General features: G+C 40.4%; 10 protein-coding genes and 6 pseudogenes. 14 read left to right on the top strand and 2 right to left on the bottom strand.

Annotated features, from left to right (window positions below):
• From HT688_RS05675 to pyrG, 6 genes and pseudogenes are all read left to right on the top strand, one after another.
• Positions 1-93 (top strand): annotated as a pseudogene (locus HT688_RS05675) (IS5/IS1182 family transposase); the annotation flags it as partial.
• A gap of 105 nt (positions 94-198) precedes the next feature.
• A pseudogene (locus HT688_RS05670) lies at positions 199-303 on the top strand (IS5/IS1182 family transposase); the annotation flags it as partial.
• 9 nt (positions 304-312) lie between these two features.
• Positions 313-435, top strand: a pseudogene (locus HT688_RS05665) (chromosome partitioning protein ParB); the annotation flags it as partial.
• Between the two features lie 4 nt (positions 436-439).
• Positions 440-889, top strand: a pseudogene (locus tag HT688_RS05660) (GNAT family N-acetyltransferase).
• Positions 890-1016: 127 nt separating this feature from the next.
• Positions 1017-1601 (top strand): DNA-directed RNA polymerase subunit delta, encoded by a 585-nt coding sequence (gene rpoE, locus HT688_RS05655; protein WP_000418403.1) that lies wholly within the window; start codon positions 1017-1019, stop codon positions 1599-1601.
• Between the two features lie 365 nt (positions 1602-1966).
• Positions 1967-3574, top strand: coding sequence for a CTP synthase (gene pyrG / locus HT688_RS05650; protein WP_172923637.1), 1608 nt, complete (start codon positions 1967-1969; stop codon positions 3572-3574).
• Positions 3575-4132: 558 nt separating this feature from the next.
• Here pyrG and HT688_RS05645 read toward each other — a convergent pair.
• Positions 4133-5764, bottom strand: a pseudogene (locus HT688_RS05645) (Na/Pi cotransporter family protein).
• Positions 5765-6061: 297 nt separating this feature from the next.
• Between HT688_RS05645 and HT688_RS05640 the strand changes: the two are divergent.
• The 5 genes from HT688_RS05640 (at position 6062) to glnA (ending at position 15030) form a co-directional block, all read left to right on the top strand.
• On the top strand, positions 6062-11077 hold the full coding sequence (locus tag HT688_RS05640; protein ID WP_078929778.1) for an endo-beta-N-acetylglucosaminidase: 5016 nt from the start codon (positions 6062-6064) through the stop codon (positions 11075-11077).
• Positions 11078-11166: 89 nt separating this feature from the next.
• On the top strand, positions 11167-12363 hold the full coding sequence (locus HT688_RS05635) for a phosphoglycerate kinase (protein ID WP_001096743.1): 1197 nt from the start codon (positions 11167-11169) through the stop codon (positions 12361-12363).
• Positions 12364-12685: 322 nt separating this feature from the next.
• On the top strand, positions 12686-13213 hold the full coding sequence (locus tag HT688_RS05630; RefSeq protein ID WP_000119914.1) for an FUSC family protein: 528 nt from the start codon (positions 12686-12688) through the stop codon (positions 13211-13213).
• A 76-nt stretch (positions 13214-13289) separates the two neighbouring features.
• Entirely contained in the window at positions 13290-13646 is a 357-nt protein-coding gene (glnR, locus tag HT688_RS05625) for a transcriptional repressor GlnR (protein WP_000659548.1), read from the top strand.
• A gap of 37 nt (positions 13647-13683) precedes the next feature.
• Positions 13684-15030 (top strand): type I glutamate--ammonia ligase, encoded by a 1347-nt coding sequence (glnA, locus tag HT688_RS05620; protein ID WP_001122886.1) that lies wholly within the window; start codon positions 13684-13686, stop codon positions 15028-15030.
• Between the two features lie 95 nt (positions 15031-15125).
• Here the strand turns inward: glnA and HT688_RS05615 are convergent, their stop codons facing one another.
• A complete protein-coding gene (locus tag HT688_RS05615; protein ID WP_001808898.1) occupies positions 15126-15245 on the bottom strand; it encodes a hypothetical protein in 120 nt (39 codons plus the stop codon).
• On the opposite strand from HT688_RS05615, the gene HT688_RS11720 reads away from it, so the two are divergent.
• The 3 genes and pseudogenes from HT688_RS11720 to HT688_RS05600 all read left to right on the top strand — a co-directional run.
• Complete coding sequence (locus tag HT688_RS11720; protein WP_000410533.1) at positions 15210-15359, top strand: hypothetical protein; 150 nt, start codon at positions 15210-15212, stop codon at positions 15357-15359. The genes HT688_RS05615 and HT688_RS11720 overlap by 36 nt on opposite strands.
• A 143-nt stretch (positions 15360-15502) precedes the next feature.
• Positions 15503-15640, top strand: coding sequence for a hypothetical protein (locus HT688_RS05605; RefSeq protein WP_001067594.1), 138 nt, complete (start codon positions 15503-15505; stop codon positions 15638-15640).
• 92 nt (positions 15641-15732) lie between these two features.
• A pseudogene (locus HT688_RS05600) lies at positions 15733-15868 on the top strand (restriction endonuclease subunit S domain-containing protein); the annotation flags it as partial.

Genomic DNA, 15868 nt, shown 5'->3' with positions numbered 1-15868 from the left:
AGCAAACTCAAGCCGCTAATAGCTGAAGATAAAGCCTATAACCATGCGCTATCTAAGGAGAGAATCAAGGTTGAGAGTATTTTTGACAAAGTATAGTAGATTGAAACTAGAATAGTACACCTCTACTTCTAAAACATTGTTAGAAATCGATTTGACTGTCTTGATTGATTTGTCCTGTTCTTATTTCATCTCACTATGAAAACGTTTAAAATATTTTCAACAACCTATCGAAATCATCGTAAACGCTTCGGATTACGAATGAATTTGATTGTTGGTATTATCAATCATGAACTAGGATTCTAGTTTTGCAGGAAGTCTATTTACTCTGTTTTTGATTTAGAAGATCGTATCCTAGCTCAAGATGGGTATGAAGCAAAATGGTATAACTGGTGTGATGGTTTTAATCAAGCAGCAACTCTTTTGTTGAAAAGGTAGTGCATTGTGTCTTGTTCCTTATTATAAGGTCAATCATTGTGAGGAAGCTTTTGCTTGGTATCAGGATGTGAACTTGGTTTACCTCGTAGATGGGGTGAAGCTTCCTTACAGTCAAGCGACCTTGGAAGCCATGTATTTCTATTTGGATCGGCATGGTGAGCCTTTTTGGATTGAAGTCAAGGAGAAGGGAGAATGGTTTCCAATTGGGGATATTACACTATCTCAGGATAATCTCCCCATTGTGATTGGGAATTCCGCTTACCAACATCGAGGACTTGGAAAAAAGATTCTAAGTGCTTTGATTGAATTTGCTTGAGTAAAAGGATGGAAAGAATTGAGAGTTAAGGAAATCTACACCTACAATCATGCTTCTAGGAGGTGTTTCAAGTCGCTTGGATTTGTGGAAAATGGAGCAACAGAAAAAGGAAGGAGTTTTATATTGGAATTAGTCTAATCCTGCCACTTTCTCCCCCTTAACCTTTGACTATTCCGCAAAATTATCGTAAAATAAAGAGTAAATGATAAAATGAGGTCAGAGTCTGTTTGCTCTGGCGATAGTAGTATAAATGAGGAGAAACGCTTTGGAATTAGAAGTATTTGCTGGGCAAGAAAAAAGTGAACTATCTATGATTGAGGTAGCGCGTGCTATCTTGGAACTTCGTGGTCGCGATCATGAGATGCATTTTAGCGATCTTGTAAATGAAATTCAAAACTACCTTGGAACATCAAACAGCGATATCCGCGAAGCTTTGCCTTTGTTCTACACAGAGTTGAACTTTGACGGTAGCTTCATCTCACTTGGGGACAACAAATGGGGTCTTCGTTCATGGTATGGTGTGGACGAAATCGACGAAGAAATCATCGCTCTTGAAGAAAATGACGACGATGAAGTAGCACCAAAAGCTAAGAAAAAACGTGTCAATGCCTTTATGGATGGTGATTCAGATGCCATTGACTACAATGCAGATGATCCAGAAGACGAAGATGCATACGAAGCAGATCCAGCTCTTTCATACGATGATGAAAATCCAGATGATGAAAAAAATGAAGTGGAAGCTTATGATGCAGAAATCAACGAAATCGCTCCAGATGACTTGGGAGAAGATGTGGATCTCAACGAAGACGACGAGTTTTCAGATGATGATGCTGAAATCATCGAGGAATAAAAGTTAGCTATTGACAATTATCCTATTTTTAGGTATCATATTGTTCGGGCACCTCTTTTAGAGGTCGGAGCTCCCTAGTTCTTAGGGAGCTATTTTTGTTTTTACAAGAAGTTATCTTCTTGTATTTTATACTCAATGAAAATCAAAGAGCAAACTAGGAAACTAGCCGTAGGCTGCTCAANNACTGACAAAGTCAGGAACACATATCTACGGCAAGGCGACGTTGACGCGGTTTGAAGAGATTTTCGAAGAGTATTAGTTGTGAATCTGGTGCAGTCGTCCCAGATTATTCTTATTAGTAGGGTCTTGTTTTCTATGTCCCCACGTAGTTAGCAAGACCTTGAGCACTTTAGAAAGAGGAATCTATGTCTACGAAATATATTTTTGTAACTGGTGGTGTGGTATCGTCTATTGGGAAAGGGATTGTGGCAGCGAGTCTGGGCCGTCTCTTGAAAAATCGTGGTCTTAAAGTAACCATTCAAAAATTTGACCCTTATATCAATATTGATCCAGGAACTATGAGTCCTTACCAGCACGGGGAAGTTTTTGTGACAGATGACGGAGCTGAGACAGATTTGGACTTGGGTCACTATGAACGTTTCATCGATATCAATCTCAACAAATATTCCAACGTGACAACTGGTAAAATTTACAGTGAAGTTCTTCGTAAGGAACGTCGTGGAGAATACCTTGGGGCAACTGTTCAGGTTATTCCTCATATCACAGATGCTTTAAAAGAAAAAATCAAGCGTGCCGCTCTAACGACCGACTCTGATGTCATTATCACAGAGGTTGGTGGAACTGTTGGAGATATCGAGTCCTTGCCATTCCTAGAGGCCCTTCGTCAGATGAAGGCGGATGTGGGTGCGGATAATGTTATGTACATCCATACAACCTTGCTTCCTTACCTCAAGGCCGCTGGTGAAATGAAGACCAAACCAACTCAGCACTCTGTAAAAGAATTGCGTGGATTGGGAATCCAACCAAATATGTTGGTGATTCGTACAGAAGAGCCAGCTGGTCAAGGAATTAAAAATAAACTGGCCCAGTTCTGTGATGTGGCACCAGAAGCCGTTATCGAATCGTTGGATGTCGAACATCTTTACCAAATTCCACTGAACTTGCAGGCACAAGGTATGGACCAAATTGTCTGTGACCATTTGAAATTAGACGCACCAGCAGCGGATATGACAGAATGGTCAGCCATGGTGGACAAGGTCATGAACCTCAAGAAACAAGTTAAGATTTCCCTTGTTGGTAAGTATGTGGAGTTGCAAGATGCCTATATCTCAGTGGTCGAAGCCTTGAAACACTCTGGCTATGTCAATGATGTAGAAGTTAAAATCAATTGGGTCAATGCCAATGATGTGACAGCAGAGAATGTAGCAGAACTCTTGTCTGATGCGGACGGGATCATCGTACCAGGTGGTTTTGGTCAACGTGGTACAGAAGGGAAAATCCAAGCCATCCGCTATGCGCGTGAAAATGATGTTCCAATGTTGGGAGTCTGCTTGGGAATGCAGTTGACATGTATCGAATTTGCTCGTCACGTTTTAGGACTCGAAGGTGCCAATTCTGCAGAGCTTGCACCAGAAACAAAATACCCTATCATTGATATCATGCGTGATCAGATTGATGTTGAGGATATGGGGGGAACCCTTCGCTTGGGGCTTTATCCGTCTAAGTTGAAACGTGGCTCTAAGGCAGCAGCTGCTTATCATAATCAAGAAGTGTTGCAACGCCGTCACCGTCACCGTTATGAGTTTAATAATGCCTTCCGTGAGCAGTTTGAGGCAGCAGGTTTTGTCTTTTCAGGAGTTTCTCCAGACAATCGTTTGGTAGAAATCGTGGAAATTCCTGAAAATAAATTCTTTGTAGCTTGTCAGTATCACCCTGAACTGTCAAGCCGTCCAAACCGACCAGAAGAACTCTACACTGCCTTTGTTACTGCAGCGGTTGAGAACAGCAATTAGCAAAATCAGAACCTTTGAGAAAAATCTCAGAGGTTTTTTGCATACGATGATATTGCAGTATATCTGAGGTAGGAGTCCTCTGTATGTACCTGCTACCGTTGAAATCAATAGCGACTCCCTCTTGCCCTGTGCTAGTGAATGGATTTTTCAGTATATTGAAATGAAATAAAATTTGAACAAATTAATTCGGAAAGCCAAATCAATTTCTAGCAAAGTTTTAGGAACTGGATTGTATAGTGAATTGAAATAAGATGTGAACAACTCTATCAGGAAAGTCAAATTAATTTATAGAAATATTTTAGCAGTCAAGATGTACTGTTATAGATTCTATATACTATACTTTTTTAATTTAATCCACTATAATAAAATGAAATAATAACAGGATAAATCGTTCAGGACAGTCAAATCGATTTCTAACAATGTTTTAGAAATAGAGGTGTACTATTCTAGTTTCAATATACTATATATCTGCAGAATACTCTTTCAGTTTCATTCAGCCTAGTCTTGCTTAGGAAAAAGCAAAAAGCCATCCAATTATGATGGATAGCTTCTTGGTTCTTAGATTTGTTCTGCAAAAACCTTTTCAGCAAGGTTCATAGCGTGGTCTGATACACGAGTGTAGTGTGAGATGATGTCTATAAAGTTGACCCCAGCTTGTGTTGAACATTCGCCCTTGTTGAGGCGTTTGATGTGGGTTTTTCTGAGAACACGTTCTATCTTATTGATTGCTTCATGACGTTCTACAAGACTGCGTGCTTTTTCAATATCATTGTTTTCCACACTATCCAGAGCATCTTTGATAAAGTCACTAGTTTGACGATAAACTTCCTCTAATTCTTTCAAGGCGGCATCAGAAAATTCAACATTTTTACGTTGAAGATAGTCAGTCAGATTGAGTAGAGCCTCCGCGTGGTCTCCAATCCGTTCCAAATCACGGGAGGAATCAAGGATATTGGTGAGCACTTCGCTTTCTTTTTGACTGAGAGCTTCGCTTGAAAGGGCAATGAGATAACGTGTTAATTGCTCATCGATGGTGTTAATGGCTTCTTCGGTTTTATGCCCTTTTTCAGCAACTTTTTCATCCAAGTCAATGATATACTTATAGGAAAGGTCAAAGGCTTTGGCAGCGTAGTTTCCTAAATGCAAGAGCTCTTTCTTAGCATTTCCGAGAGCGATAGATGGGGCTTGTTTGATGAAATGCTCATCAAGATATAAGGGTTCATATTTGACAACCTCGTCCTCTCCAGGAATAATCTTGGTTACAAAGTAAGCCAGAGCTCCGATAAATGGAAATTGGACAATGGTATTGGTAATATTAAAGGTTCCGTGAGCAAAGGCGATGGTCATTTCTGGTGCTAGATTTAGCGTAGCTTCAAACCAATGAATCAGGGCTGTAAAAGGAACTAGAAAAATAACGCAGACGACTGTTCCGATAACGTTGAAGGCAACATGAGCTCCTGCTACCCGTTTAGCTGCAATATTAGCACCTAAAGAGGCAATGATGGCTGTAATGGTTGTCCCGATATTGTCACCAAATAGAACTGGCAAAGCTCCTTGCAGGTCAATGAGATTGCTGGCGTAGAGGTTTTGTAAAATCCCGATGGTAGCCGAGGAAGCTTGAATCAGTAAGGTCAAGCCGGTACCGACAAAGACACCCAAAACAGGATTCTTACTTAGCTCAATCATATAGTCCTTAAAGACCTGTAAATCCTTGAGTGGAGCCATTGCACCGCTCATAAGATTGAGGGCAAAAAAGATACCACCGACACCAAAGAGGATGCGTCCGATATTATTGACTGTCCGATTTTTCGTAAAAAAGAGACAGACAGCACCGATAAAGAGCATAGGTAGGGCATAGTCACCTAGTTTAAACCCAATAAGAAAGGATGTGACTGTTGTCCCGATATTAGCCCCCATGACAATTCCGATAGCCTGACGTAAGGTTAGGAGACCGGCACTGACCAGGCCGACTGTGATAACTGTTACACCAGAACTAGACTGAATTAGAGCAGTCATCCCAATACCAACCAGAACTCAAAAGAAAGGATTACTAGTATATTTGTCAATGTAAAAACGAAGGCGATCTCCAGCAGCTTGTTGTAAACCGTCTCCCATGGTCTTGATACTATATAAGAATAGCCCCAGACCACCTAAAAAGTGAAATAAAATTTCCTGCCAATTAATGGACATTTCTTTTTCCTCCGAAAAATAATCGCGGAATATCTCCTATTCTATTTTAAAGGATAAAAGTAAATCTAACAAGTGTTAATGTCAAGTTTGTAAAAGAAAATTATAATTGATAAGTGTATTATTTTTAAGAGTTTTTAACCTTATTTTAGATTTGTGAAAACAGCTATTGTTTTTTGTCAAAAAATGCTTTAGGATAAAAATGTGATTATCTTGGTCCCTGTGATTGGGATAAAAATTTTATAAAGAAAGTTAAGCGCTTTCTTTTGTGCAACAAAATCAATTTTTTAGGAGGAGAAAATGAAGAATTCATTTTTTGAAAGACGTTGTCGTTACAGTATTCGTAAGTTATCAGTAGGAGCCTGCTCGCTGATGATTGGTGCTGTTTTATTTGCTAGTCCAGCCTTGGCTGAAGAAACTGCAGTTCCTGAAAATAGCGGAGCTAATACAGAGCTTGTTTCAGGAGAGAGTGAGCATTCGACCAATGAAGCTGATAAGCAGAATGAAGGGGAACATGCTAGAGAAAACAAGCTAGAAAAGGCAGAAGGAGTAGCGATAGCATCTGAAACTGCTTCGCCAGCAAGCAATGAAGCTGCAACTACTGAAACTGCAGAAGCAGCTAGCGCAGCTAAACCAGAGGAAAAAGCAAGTGAGGTGGTTGCAGAAACACCATCTGCAGAAGCAAAACCTAAGTCTGACAAGGAAACAGAAGCAAAGCCCGAAGCAACTAACCAAGGGGATGAGTCTAAGCCAGCAGCCGAAGCTAATAAGACTGAAAAAGAAGTCCAGCCAGATGTCCCTAAAAATACAGAAAAAACATTAAAACCAAAGGAAATCAAATTTAATTCTTGGGAAGAATTGTTAAAATGGGAACCAGGTGCTCGTGAAGATGATGCTATTAACCGCGGATCTGTTGTCCTCGCTTCACGTCGGACAGGTCATTTAGTCAATGAAAAAGCTAGCAAGGAAGCAAAAGTTCAAGCCTTATCAAACACCAATTCTAAAGCAAAAGACCATGCTTCTGTTGGTGGAGAAGAGTTCAAGGCCTATGCTTTTGACTATTGGCAATATCTAGATTCAATGGTCTTCTGGGAAGGTCTCGTACCAACTCCTGACGTTATTGATGCAGGTCACCGTAACGGGGTTCCTGTATATGGTACACTCTTCTTCAACTGGTCTAATAGTATTGCTGATCAAGAAAAATTCGCTGAAGCTTTGAAGCAAGACGCAGATGGTAGCTTCCCAATTGCCCGTAAATTGGTAGATATGGCCAAGTATTATGGCTATGATGGCTATTTCATTAACCAAGAAACAACTGGGGATTTGGTTGAACCTCTTGGAGAAAAGATGCGCCAGTTTATGCTCTATACCAAGGAGTATGCTGCTAAGGTAAACCATCCAATCAAGTATTCTTGGTACGATGCCATGACTTATAACTATGGACGTTACCACCAAGATGGTTTAGGAGAATACAACTATCAGTTTATGCAAAAAGAGGGGGACAAGGTACCCGCTGATCACTTCTTTGCTAACTTTAACTGGACCAAAGAGAAGAATGATTACTCTGTAGCTATGGCCAAATGGCTAGAGCGTAGCCAGTACGATGTCTTTGCAGGATTGGAATTGCAACAGGGTGGTTCTTATAAGACTAAAGTGAAATGGGATGCCCTTTTAGATGAAAATGGCAAACTTCGCTTGTCACTTGGTCTCTTTGCGCCAGATACTATTACAAGTCTTGGCAAGACAGGCGAAGACTATCATAAGAATGAAAATATCTTCTTCACTGGTTACCAAGGCGATCCAACTGGTCAAAAACCAGATGACAAGGACTGGTACGGGATTGCCAACCTAGTTGCGGACCGCACGCCAGCAGTAGGTCATACTTTTACCACTTCTTTTAATACAGGTCATGGTAGAAAATGGTTCGTAGATGGTAAGGTTTCTAAGGATTCTGAGTGGAATTACCGTTCAGTTTCAGGTGTTCTTCCAACATGGCGCTGGTGGCAAAAATCAACTGGTGATAAGTTGAAAGCAAGCTATGATTTTGAAGATGCTTATAATGGTGGAACTTCTCTTAAATTTGCAGGGGATCTTTCAGGTGCGACCAAGCAAGATGTGAATTTGTACTCTACTCGCTTGAAGGTGACAGATACAACCAAATTGCATGTTGCCCACAAAGGAGGCAAAGGGACCAAGGTTTATGTAGAATTTGCAACCAAGAAAGATTATACCTATGGTGATGAAGCTGCCCGTAAAGAATTGACAGTTTCAGATAACTGGACTACCGATGATTTTGATTTGAGTGCCTTGGCAGGTAAAACAATTTACGGTATTAAACTCTATTTTGAAAATGACAAAGACTTAAAAGGTTATCAATTTAACCTGGGGCAATTGACCATCAGCAATAATCAAGATGCTCCTCAGGCACCAACCACAGTAGCTGTAGCCAAACAAGTCCTTAAAAATGCCCAAGAAGCGGAAGCAGTTGTACAATTTACTGGTCATAAAGATGCTGATTTCTATGAAGTCTATGAAAAGGATGGCGATGCTTGGCGCCTATTGACAGGTTCATCTGCAACTACGATCTACCTACCAAAAGTTAGCCGCTCAGCTAGTGCGACTGGTACTAGTCAGGAGTTGAAGGTTGTTGCAGTTGGTAAGAATGGCCTTCGTTCTGAAGCAGCAACTACAAACTTTGAGTGGGGGATGACTGTCCAAGACACAAGTCTTCCAAGACCTCTAGCAGAAAACATCGTTCCAGGGGCTACTGTTATCGGAAGTACCTTCCCAGATACAGAAGGTGGAGAAGGTATCGAAGGTATGTTGAATGGGACCATCACCAGTCTATCTGACAAATGGTCTTCTTCTCAATTAAGTGGTAGCGTTGATATTCGTTTGACACAACCACGCCGTGTTGTGAGATGGGTCATGGATCATGCTGGAGCTGGTGGAGAATCTGTCAACGATGGTTTGATGAACACCAAAGACTTTGACCTCTATTATAAAGATGCGGATGGTCAATGGAAGTTGGCTAAGGAAGTCCGTGGCAATAAAGCTCATGTTACAGATATTACCCTTGATAAACCTATCACAGCTCAAGATTGGCGCTTAAATGTTGTCACTTCTGACAATGGAACTCCATGGAAGGCTATTCGTATCTATAACTGGAAAATGTATGAAAAGCTTGATACTGAGAGTGTCAATATTCCGATGGCCAAGGCTGCAGCCCGTTCTCTAGGCAATAACAAGGTACAGGTTGGTTTTGCGGATGTACCAGCTGGAGCAACCATTACCGTTTATGACAATCCAAATTCTCAAACTCCGCTTGCAACCTTGAAGAGCGAAGTTGGAGGAGACCTAGCAAGTGCACCATTGGATTTGACAAATCAATCTGGTCTTCTGTACTATCGTACCCAGTTTCCAGGCAAGGAAATTAGTAATGTCCTAGCAGTTTCCGTTCCAAAAGATGACAGAAAAATCAAGTCAGTCAGCCTAGAGACAGGACCTAAGAAAACAAGCTACGCCGAAGGGGAGGATTTGGACCTTAGAGGTGGTGTTCTTCGAGTTCAGTATGAAGGGGGAGCTGAGGACGAACTCATTCGCCTAACTCACGCAGGTGTATCAGTATCAGGATTTGACACGCATCATAAGGGAGAACAAAATCTTACTCTCCAATACTTGGGACAACCAGTAAATGCGAATTTGTCAGTGACTGTTACTAGTCAAGATGAAGCAAGTCCGAAAACTATTTTGAGAATTGAAGTAAGTCAGGAACCGAAAAAAGATTACCTAGTTGGTGATAGCTTAGACTTGTCTGAAGGACGCTTTGCAGTGGCTTATAGCAATGACACCATGGAAGAACATTCCTTTACTGATGAGGGAGTTGAAATTTCTGGTTACGATGCTCAAAAGACTGGTCGTCAAACCTTGACGCTTCGTTACCAAGGTCATAAAGTCAACTTTGATGTTTTGGTATCTCCAAAAGCAGCATTGAACGATGAGTACCTTAAACAAAAATTAGCAGAAGTTGAAGTGGCTAAGAACAAGGTGGTCTATAACTTTGCTTCACCAGAAGTAAAAGAAGCCTTCTTGAAAGCAATTGAAGCGGCTGAACAAGTGTTGAAAGACCATGAAACTAGTACCCAAGATCAGGTTAATGACCGTCTTAATAAATTGACAGAAGCTCATAAAGCTCTGAATGGTCAAGAGAAATTTACGGAAGAAAAGACAGAACTTGATCGCTTAACAGGTGAGGCTCAAGAACTCTTGGCTGCCAAACCAAACCATCCTTCAGGTTCTGCCCTAGCTCCTCTTCTTGAGAAAAACAAGGCCTTGGTTGAAAAAGTAGATTTGAGTCCAGAAGAGCTTGCAACAGCGAAACAGAGTTTGAAAGATCTGGTTGCCTTATTGAAAGAAGACAAGCCAGCAGTCTTTTCTGATAGTAAAACAGGTGTTGAAGTGCACTTCTCAAATAAAGAGAAGACTGTCATCAAGGGCTTGAAAGTAGAGCGTGTTCAAGCAAGTGCTGAAGAGAAGAAATACTTTGCTGGAGAAGATGCTCATGTCTTTGAAATAGAAGGTCTAGATGAAAAAGGTCAAGACGTTGATCTTTCTTACGCTTCTATTGTGAAAATTCCAATTGAAAAAGATAAGAAAGTGAAGAGAGTATTCTTCTTACCTGGAGGCAAAGAGGCAGTGGAATTGGCTTTTGAACAAACGGATAGTCATGTTATCTTTACAGCACCACACTTTACTCATTATGCCTTTGTTTATGAATCTGCTGAGAAACCACGAGTAGAATCTAATGGTGCAAATGACCTTGTTACTATCTCAACTAAACCAGAACAACAAAACATAGTCCTTCCAAAAACTACTAATCAACCGGCTTCTGATCAACAAAAGGCTCCTAAATTGGAAGTTCAAGAGGAAAAGGTTGCCTTTGACCGTCAAGAGCATGAAAATGCTGATATACTAGTTGGGGAACAACGAGTCATCATACAGGGACGAGATGGTCTGTTGAGACATGTCTTTGAAGTTGATGAAAACGGTCAGCGTCGTCTTCGTTCAACAGAAGTCATCCAAGAGGCGATTCCAGAAATTGTTGAAATTGGAACAAAAGTAAAAACAGAACCAGCAGTAGCGCCTACACAAGAAAAACCAGCCCAAAATACAGCAGTTAAATCAGAAGAAGCAGGCAAACAATTGCCAAATACAGGAACTGCTGATGCCAATGAAGCCCTAATAGCAGGATTGGCAAGCCTTGGTCTTGCTAGTTTAGCATTGACATTGAAACAGAAAAAAGAAGATGAAGATTAAATATCGAAAAATCTTGTGAAATCTTTCCTTATATTTCCAAAGTGTGATATAATAGTTTCGAATAAAATAAATAAAGGGGTTTTTGTAACATGGCAAAACTTACTGTTAAAGACGTTGACTTGAAAGGTAAAAAAGTCCTCGTTCGTGTTGACTTCAACGTACCATTGAAAGATGGCGTAATCACTAACGACAACCGTATCACAGCAGCTCTTCCAACTATTAAGTACATCATCGAACAAGGTGGACGTGCAATTCTTTTCTCTCACCTTGGACGTGTGAAAGAAGAAGCTGATAAAGCTGGTAAATCACTTGCTCCTGTAGCAGCTGACTTGGCAGCAAAATTGGGTCAAGATGTTGTGTTCCCAGGTGTAACTCGTGGTGCTGAATTGGAAGCAGCGATCAACGCTCTTGAAGATGGACAAGTTCTCTTGGTTGAAAACACTCGTTACGAAGATGTTGACGGCAAGAAAGAATCTAAAAACGATCCTGAACTTGGTAAATACTGGGCATCACTTGGAGATGGTATCTTCGTAAACGATGCATTCGGTACAGCTCACCGTGCACACGCATCTAACGTTGGTATCTCAGCAAACGTTGAAAAAGCAGTTGCTGGATTCCTTCTTGAAAACGAAATTGCCTACATCCAAGAAGCAGTTGAAACTCCAGAACGTCCATTCGTAGCAATCCTTGGTGGTTCAAAAGTTTCAGACAAGATTGGTGTTATCGAAAACTTGCTTGAAAAAGCTGATAAAGTCCTTATCGGTGGTGGTATGACTTATACATTCTATAAAGCACAAGGTATCGAAATCGGGAACTCACTTGTAGAAGAAGACAAATTGGATGTTGCGAAAGCTCTTCTTGAAAAAGCAAACGGTAAATTGATCTTGCCAGTTGACTCAAAAGAAGCAAACGCATTTGCTGGTTACACTGAAGTGCGTGACACTGAAGGTGAAGCAGTTTCTGAAGGCTTCCTTGGTCTTGACATCGGTCCAAAATCTATCGCTAAATTTGACGAAGCTTTGACTGGTGCCAAAACAGTTGTATGGAACGGACCTATGGGTGTATTTGAAAACCCAGACTTCCAAGCTGGTACAATCGGTGTGATGGACGCTATCGTGAAACAACCAGGTGTTAAATCAATCATCGGTGGTGGTGACTCAGCTGCCGCAGCAATCAACCTTGGTCGTGCAGACAAGTTCTCATGGATCTCTACTGGTGGTGGAGCATCAATGGAACTTCTTGAAGGTAAAGTATTGCCAGGTTTGGCTGCACTTACAGAAAAATAATTTCAGCCCGTTAGTCTCTACAAAATCCTGATTTTGTAGAAAAGGAAGAAAACTGAAACGTTAACAAAAAGGTGGCTATGTCACCTTTTTGTGTTAGTGTAGGTATTTGTGACGCGGTGGTGGAGCATCAATGGAACTTCTCGAAGGTAAAGTTCTTCCAGGACTTGCAGCCTTGACAGAAAAATAAGATTTTATAAACAAATCAAAGAAGAGAGGGGTGAAAGTTCCTCTTTTCTTTTGCTCAAAATAAAAACGCTTCCTCTCAACTATTCCTCATAAAAATCACCGATTTATGATAAAATGGAAATAGAAAGTTGAGATTATGAGTTATTTTAAAAAATATAAATTCGATAAATCCCAGTTCAAACTTGGTATGCGAACCTTTAAAACAGGTATTGCTGTTTTTCTAGTTCTCTTGATTTTTGGCTTTTTTGGTTGGAAAGGTCTTCAAATTGGTGCTTTGACAGCCGTTTTTAGCCTGAGGGAGAGTTTTGATAAGAGTGTCCATTTTGGGACTTCGCGTATTCTAGGAAATAGTATCGGTGGCCTCTATGCCTTGGTTTTCTTCCTAATAAATAGTTTTTTCCACGAAGCCTTTTGGGTAACCTTAGTTGTTGTTCCAATCTGCACCATGTTAACCATTATGACAAATGTAGCCATGAATAACAAAGCAGGGGTTATTGGTGGTGTAGCAGCTATGTTAATTATTACACTATCGATCCCGAGTGGGGAAACGATTTTGTACGTGTTTGCGCGTGTATCAGAAACTTTCATGGGAGTTTTTGTCGCAATTCTCGTAAATTACGATATTGATCGTATTCGGCTCTTTTTAGAGAAAAAAGAAAAATAATGTTACATTTTATAACATTATCAATTGACGTTTGTCTTTTTTTAGACTATAATAGACAGAAAGAAGGAAATTGTAAATGAAGGAAAAAGAATTTCGCAGAAATATGGCTGTTTTTCCTATCGGCAGTGTTATGAAGTTGACCGATCTATCGGCGCGTCAGATTCGTTATTATGAAGATCAAGAGTTGATTAAGCCTGATCGAAACGAAGGGAACCGTCGCATGTATTCCTTGAATGACATGGATCGTCTGCTTGAAATCAAAGATTATATCTCTGAAGGTTATAATATCGCTGCCATTAAGAAAAAATATGCTGAACGTGAAGCGAAATCCAAGAAAGCGGTTAGTCAGACTGAAGTACGTCGTGCACTTCACAATGAACTCCTCCAACAGGGTCGCTTTGCTTCAGTACGGTCACCTTTTGGTCGCGGTTAGGCAACCGCAAGTAGTCATACATTTAAGGAGAAAACTCATGCCAATCACAGCTGCAGATATTCGTCGTGAAGTCAAGGAAAAAAATGTTACCTTTATCCGTCTCATGTTCTCAGATATTTTGGGAACCATGAAAAACGTCGAAATTCCTGCTACAGATGAACAGTTAGATAAAGTCTTGTCAAACAAGGCTATGTTTGATGGATCTTCTATTGAAGGTTTTGTACGTATCAATGAGTCGGATATGTACTTGTACCCTGATTTGGATACATGGACAGTCTTCCCGTGGGGAGATGAAAATGGAAGTGTTGCAGGTTTGATCTGTGATGTCTATACAACAGAAGGTGAACCATTTGCAGGTGACCCTCGTGGCAATTTGAAACGTGCTCTTCGTCACATGGAAGAAGTAGGATTCAAATCCTTCAATCTTGGACCAGAGCCAGAATTCTTCTTATTTAAACTGGATGAAAATGGAGACCCAACACTTGAGGTGAATGACAAGGGTGGCTACTTTGATTTGGCACCTACTGATCTTGCGGACAACACACGTCGTGAGATTGTGAATGTCTTGACCAAAATGGGATTTGAAGTAGAAGCCAGTCACCACGAGGTTGCGGTTGGACAACATGAGATTGACTTCAAGTACGATGAAGTTCTCCGTGCTTGTGATAAGATTCAAATCTTTAAACTTGTTGTTAAAACCATTGCTCGCAAACATGGGCTTTACGCAACCTTTATGGCCAAACCAAAATTTGGTATTGCCGGATCAGGTATGCACTGTAATATGTCCTTGTTTGATGCAGAAGGAAACAATGCCTTCTTTGATCCAAATGATCCAAAAGGAATGCAGTTGTCAGAAACGGCCTACCATTTCCTCGGTGGTTTGATCAAACATGCCTACAACTATACTGCCATCATGAACCCAACGGTTAACTCATACAAACGTTTGGTTCCAGGTTATGAAGCGCCTGTTTACATTGCTTGGGCTGGTCGTAACCGTTCGCCACTTGTGCGCGTACCTGCTTCACGCGGTATGGGAACTCGTCTTGAGTTGCGTTCAGTGGATCCGATGGCAAACCCATACATCGCTATGGCAGTTCTATTGGAAGTTGGTTTGCATGGTATTGAAAATAAAATCGAAGCACCAGCTCCTATTGAAGAAAATATTTACATCATGACAGCAGAAGAGCGTAAGGAAGCTGGTATTACAGACCTTCCATCAACTCTTCACAACGCTTTGAAAGCTTTGACAGAAGATGAGGTTGTCAGAGCGGCTCTTGGAGAACATATCTATACTAGTTTCCTTGAAGCCAAGCGAATCGAATGGGCAAGTTATGCAACCTTCGTTTCACAATGGGAAATTGATAATTATTTAGACCTTTACTAATACTAATATAGAAGAAAGATTGCCTGAGGGCAAACAGTCACACAGCAGTCTAAGCCATCAAATACCTATAACCCTTAAAATAGCGATTTCGGTCGCTATTTATTTTTCGAAAAATCCTCTTGACTCTTTTGCGAATTAGATTTATCATCAGACGTGTAGAAGAAAATTAAGGAGTCACTATGGAAAAATTCAATTTCAAAAACAATATCGGGCAAGAAAACAAGTTACTTCAAATCGAAATCTACAAGTTTACTAACTTTTGCAAGCTTCAAAATTACACATCTGTAAATATTTTTTCGAAAGATATATTTGAAGCCATAGTAAATTGAGACTAGAATAGTACACTACATCTGCTAAAAATTTCTAGAAACTAATTTAACTTTCCTAATCGATTTGTTTACATCTTATTTCAATCTACTATATTATCTCAATAAATGATGATGGAGACTGTTTTGTTTGTGCTTGTCGATTTTTGAATCCTGATCGAGCGGAAGAATATTTCTACCGAGGTTGCCAAGGGGAAAATCCTGAAGATATTGAATTTTATGATGAACAATTACAGGCAGAAAAGGTGGAGGTTTTAAGTATTCGATTGGAAGTAAAAAATTGAATTATCTACAATCTCATCAACAATAAACCTATTTCAACCCCATTATCTATAGGCGTATTTTTACGCCTTTTTATATACTTGAAGCACATAAGAAACATTATGGGAAGTTTGCTGATGGAAGTACTCAAGAAATTGATGTTCCTTATGATATTCCTGATACTTGGGAGTGGGTGAGGTTTTCTACATTGGTTGAAATTGTCAGAGGTGGCTCTCCACGACCAATCAAAG

It is taken from the genome of Streptococcus sp. 1559 (genome assembly GCF_013276735.1).
GTDB classification, from domain to species: Bacteria; Bacillota; Bacilli; order Lactobacillales; family Streptococcaceae; genus Streptococcus; species Streptococcus pseudopneumoniae.
Note: the sequence above shows the minus strand (reverse complement) of the source record. Positions and strands in the feature narration are given on the sequence as shown.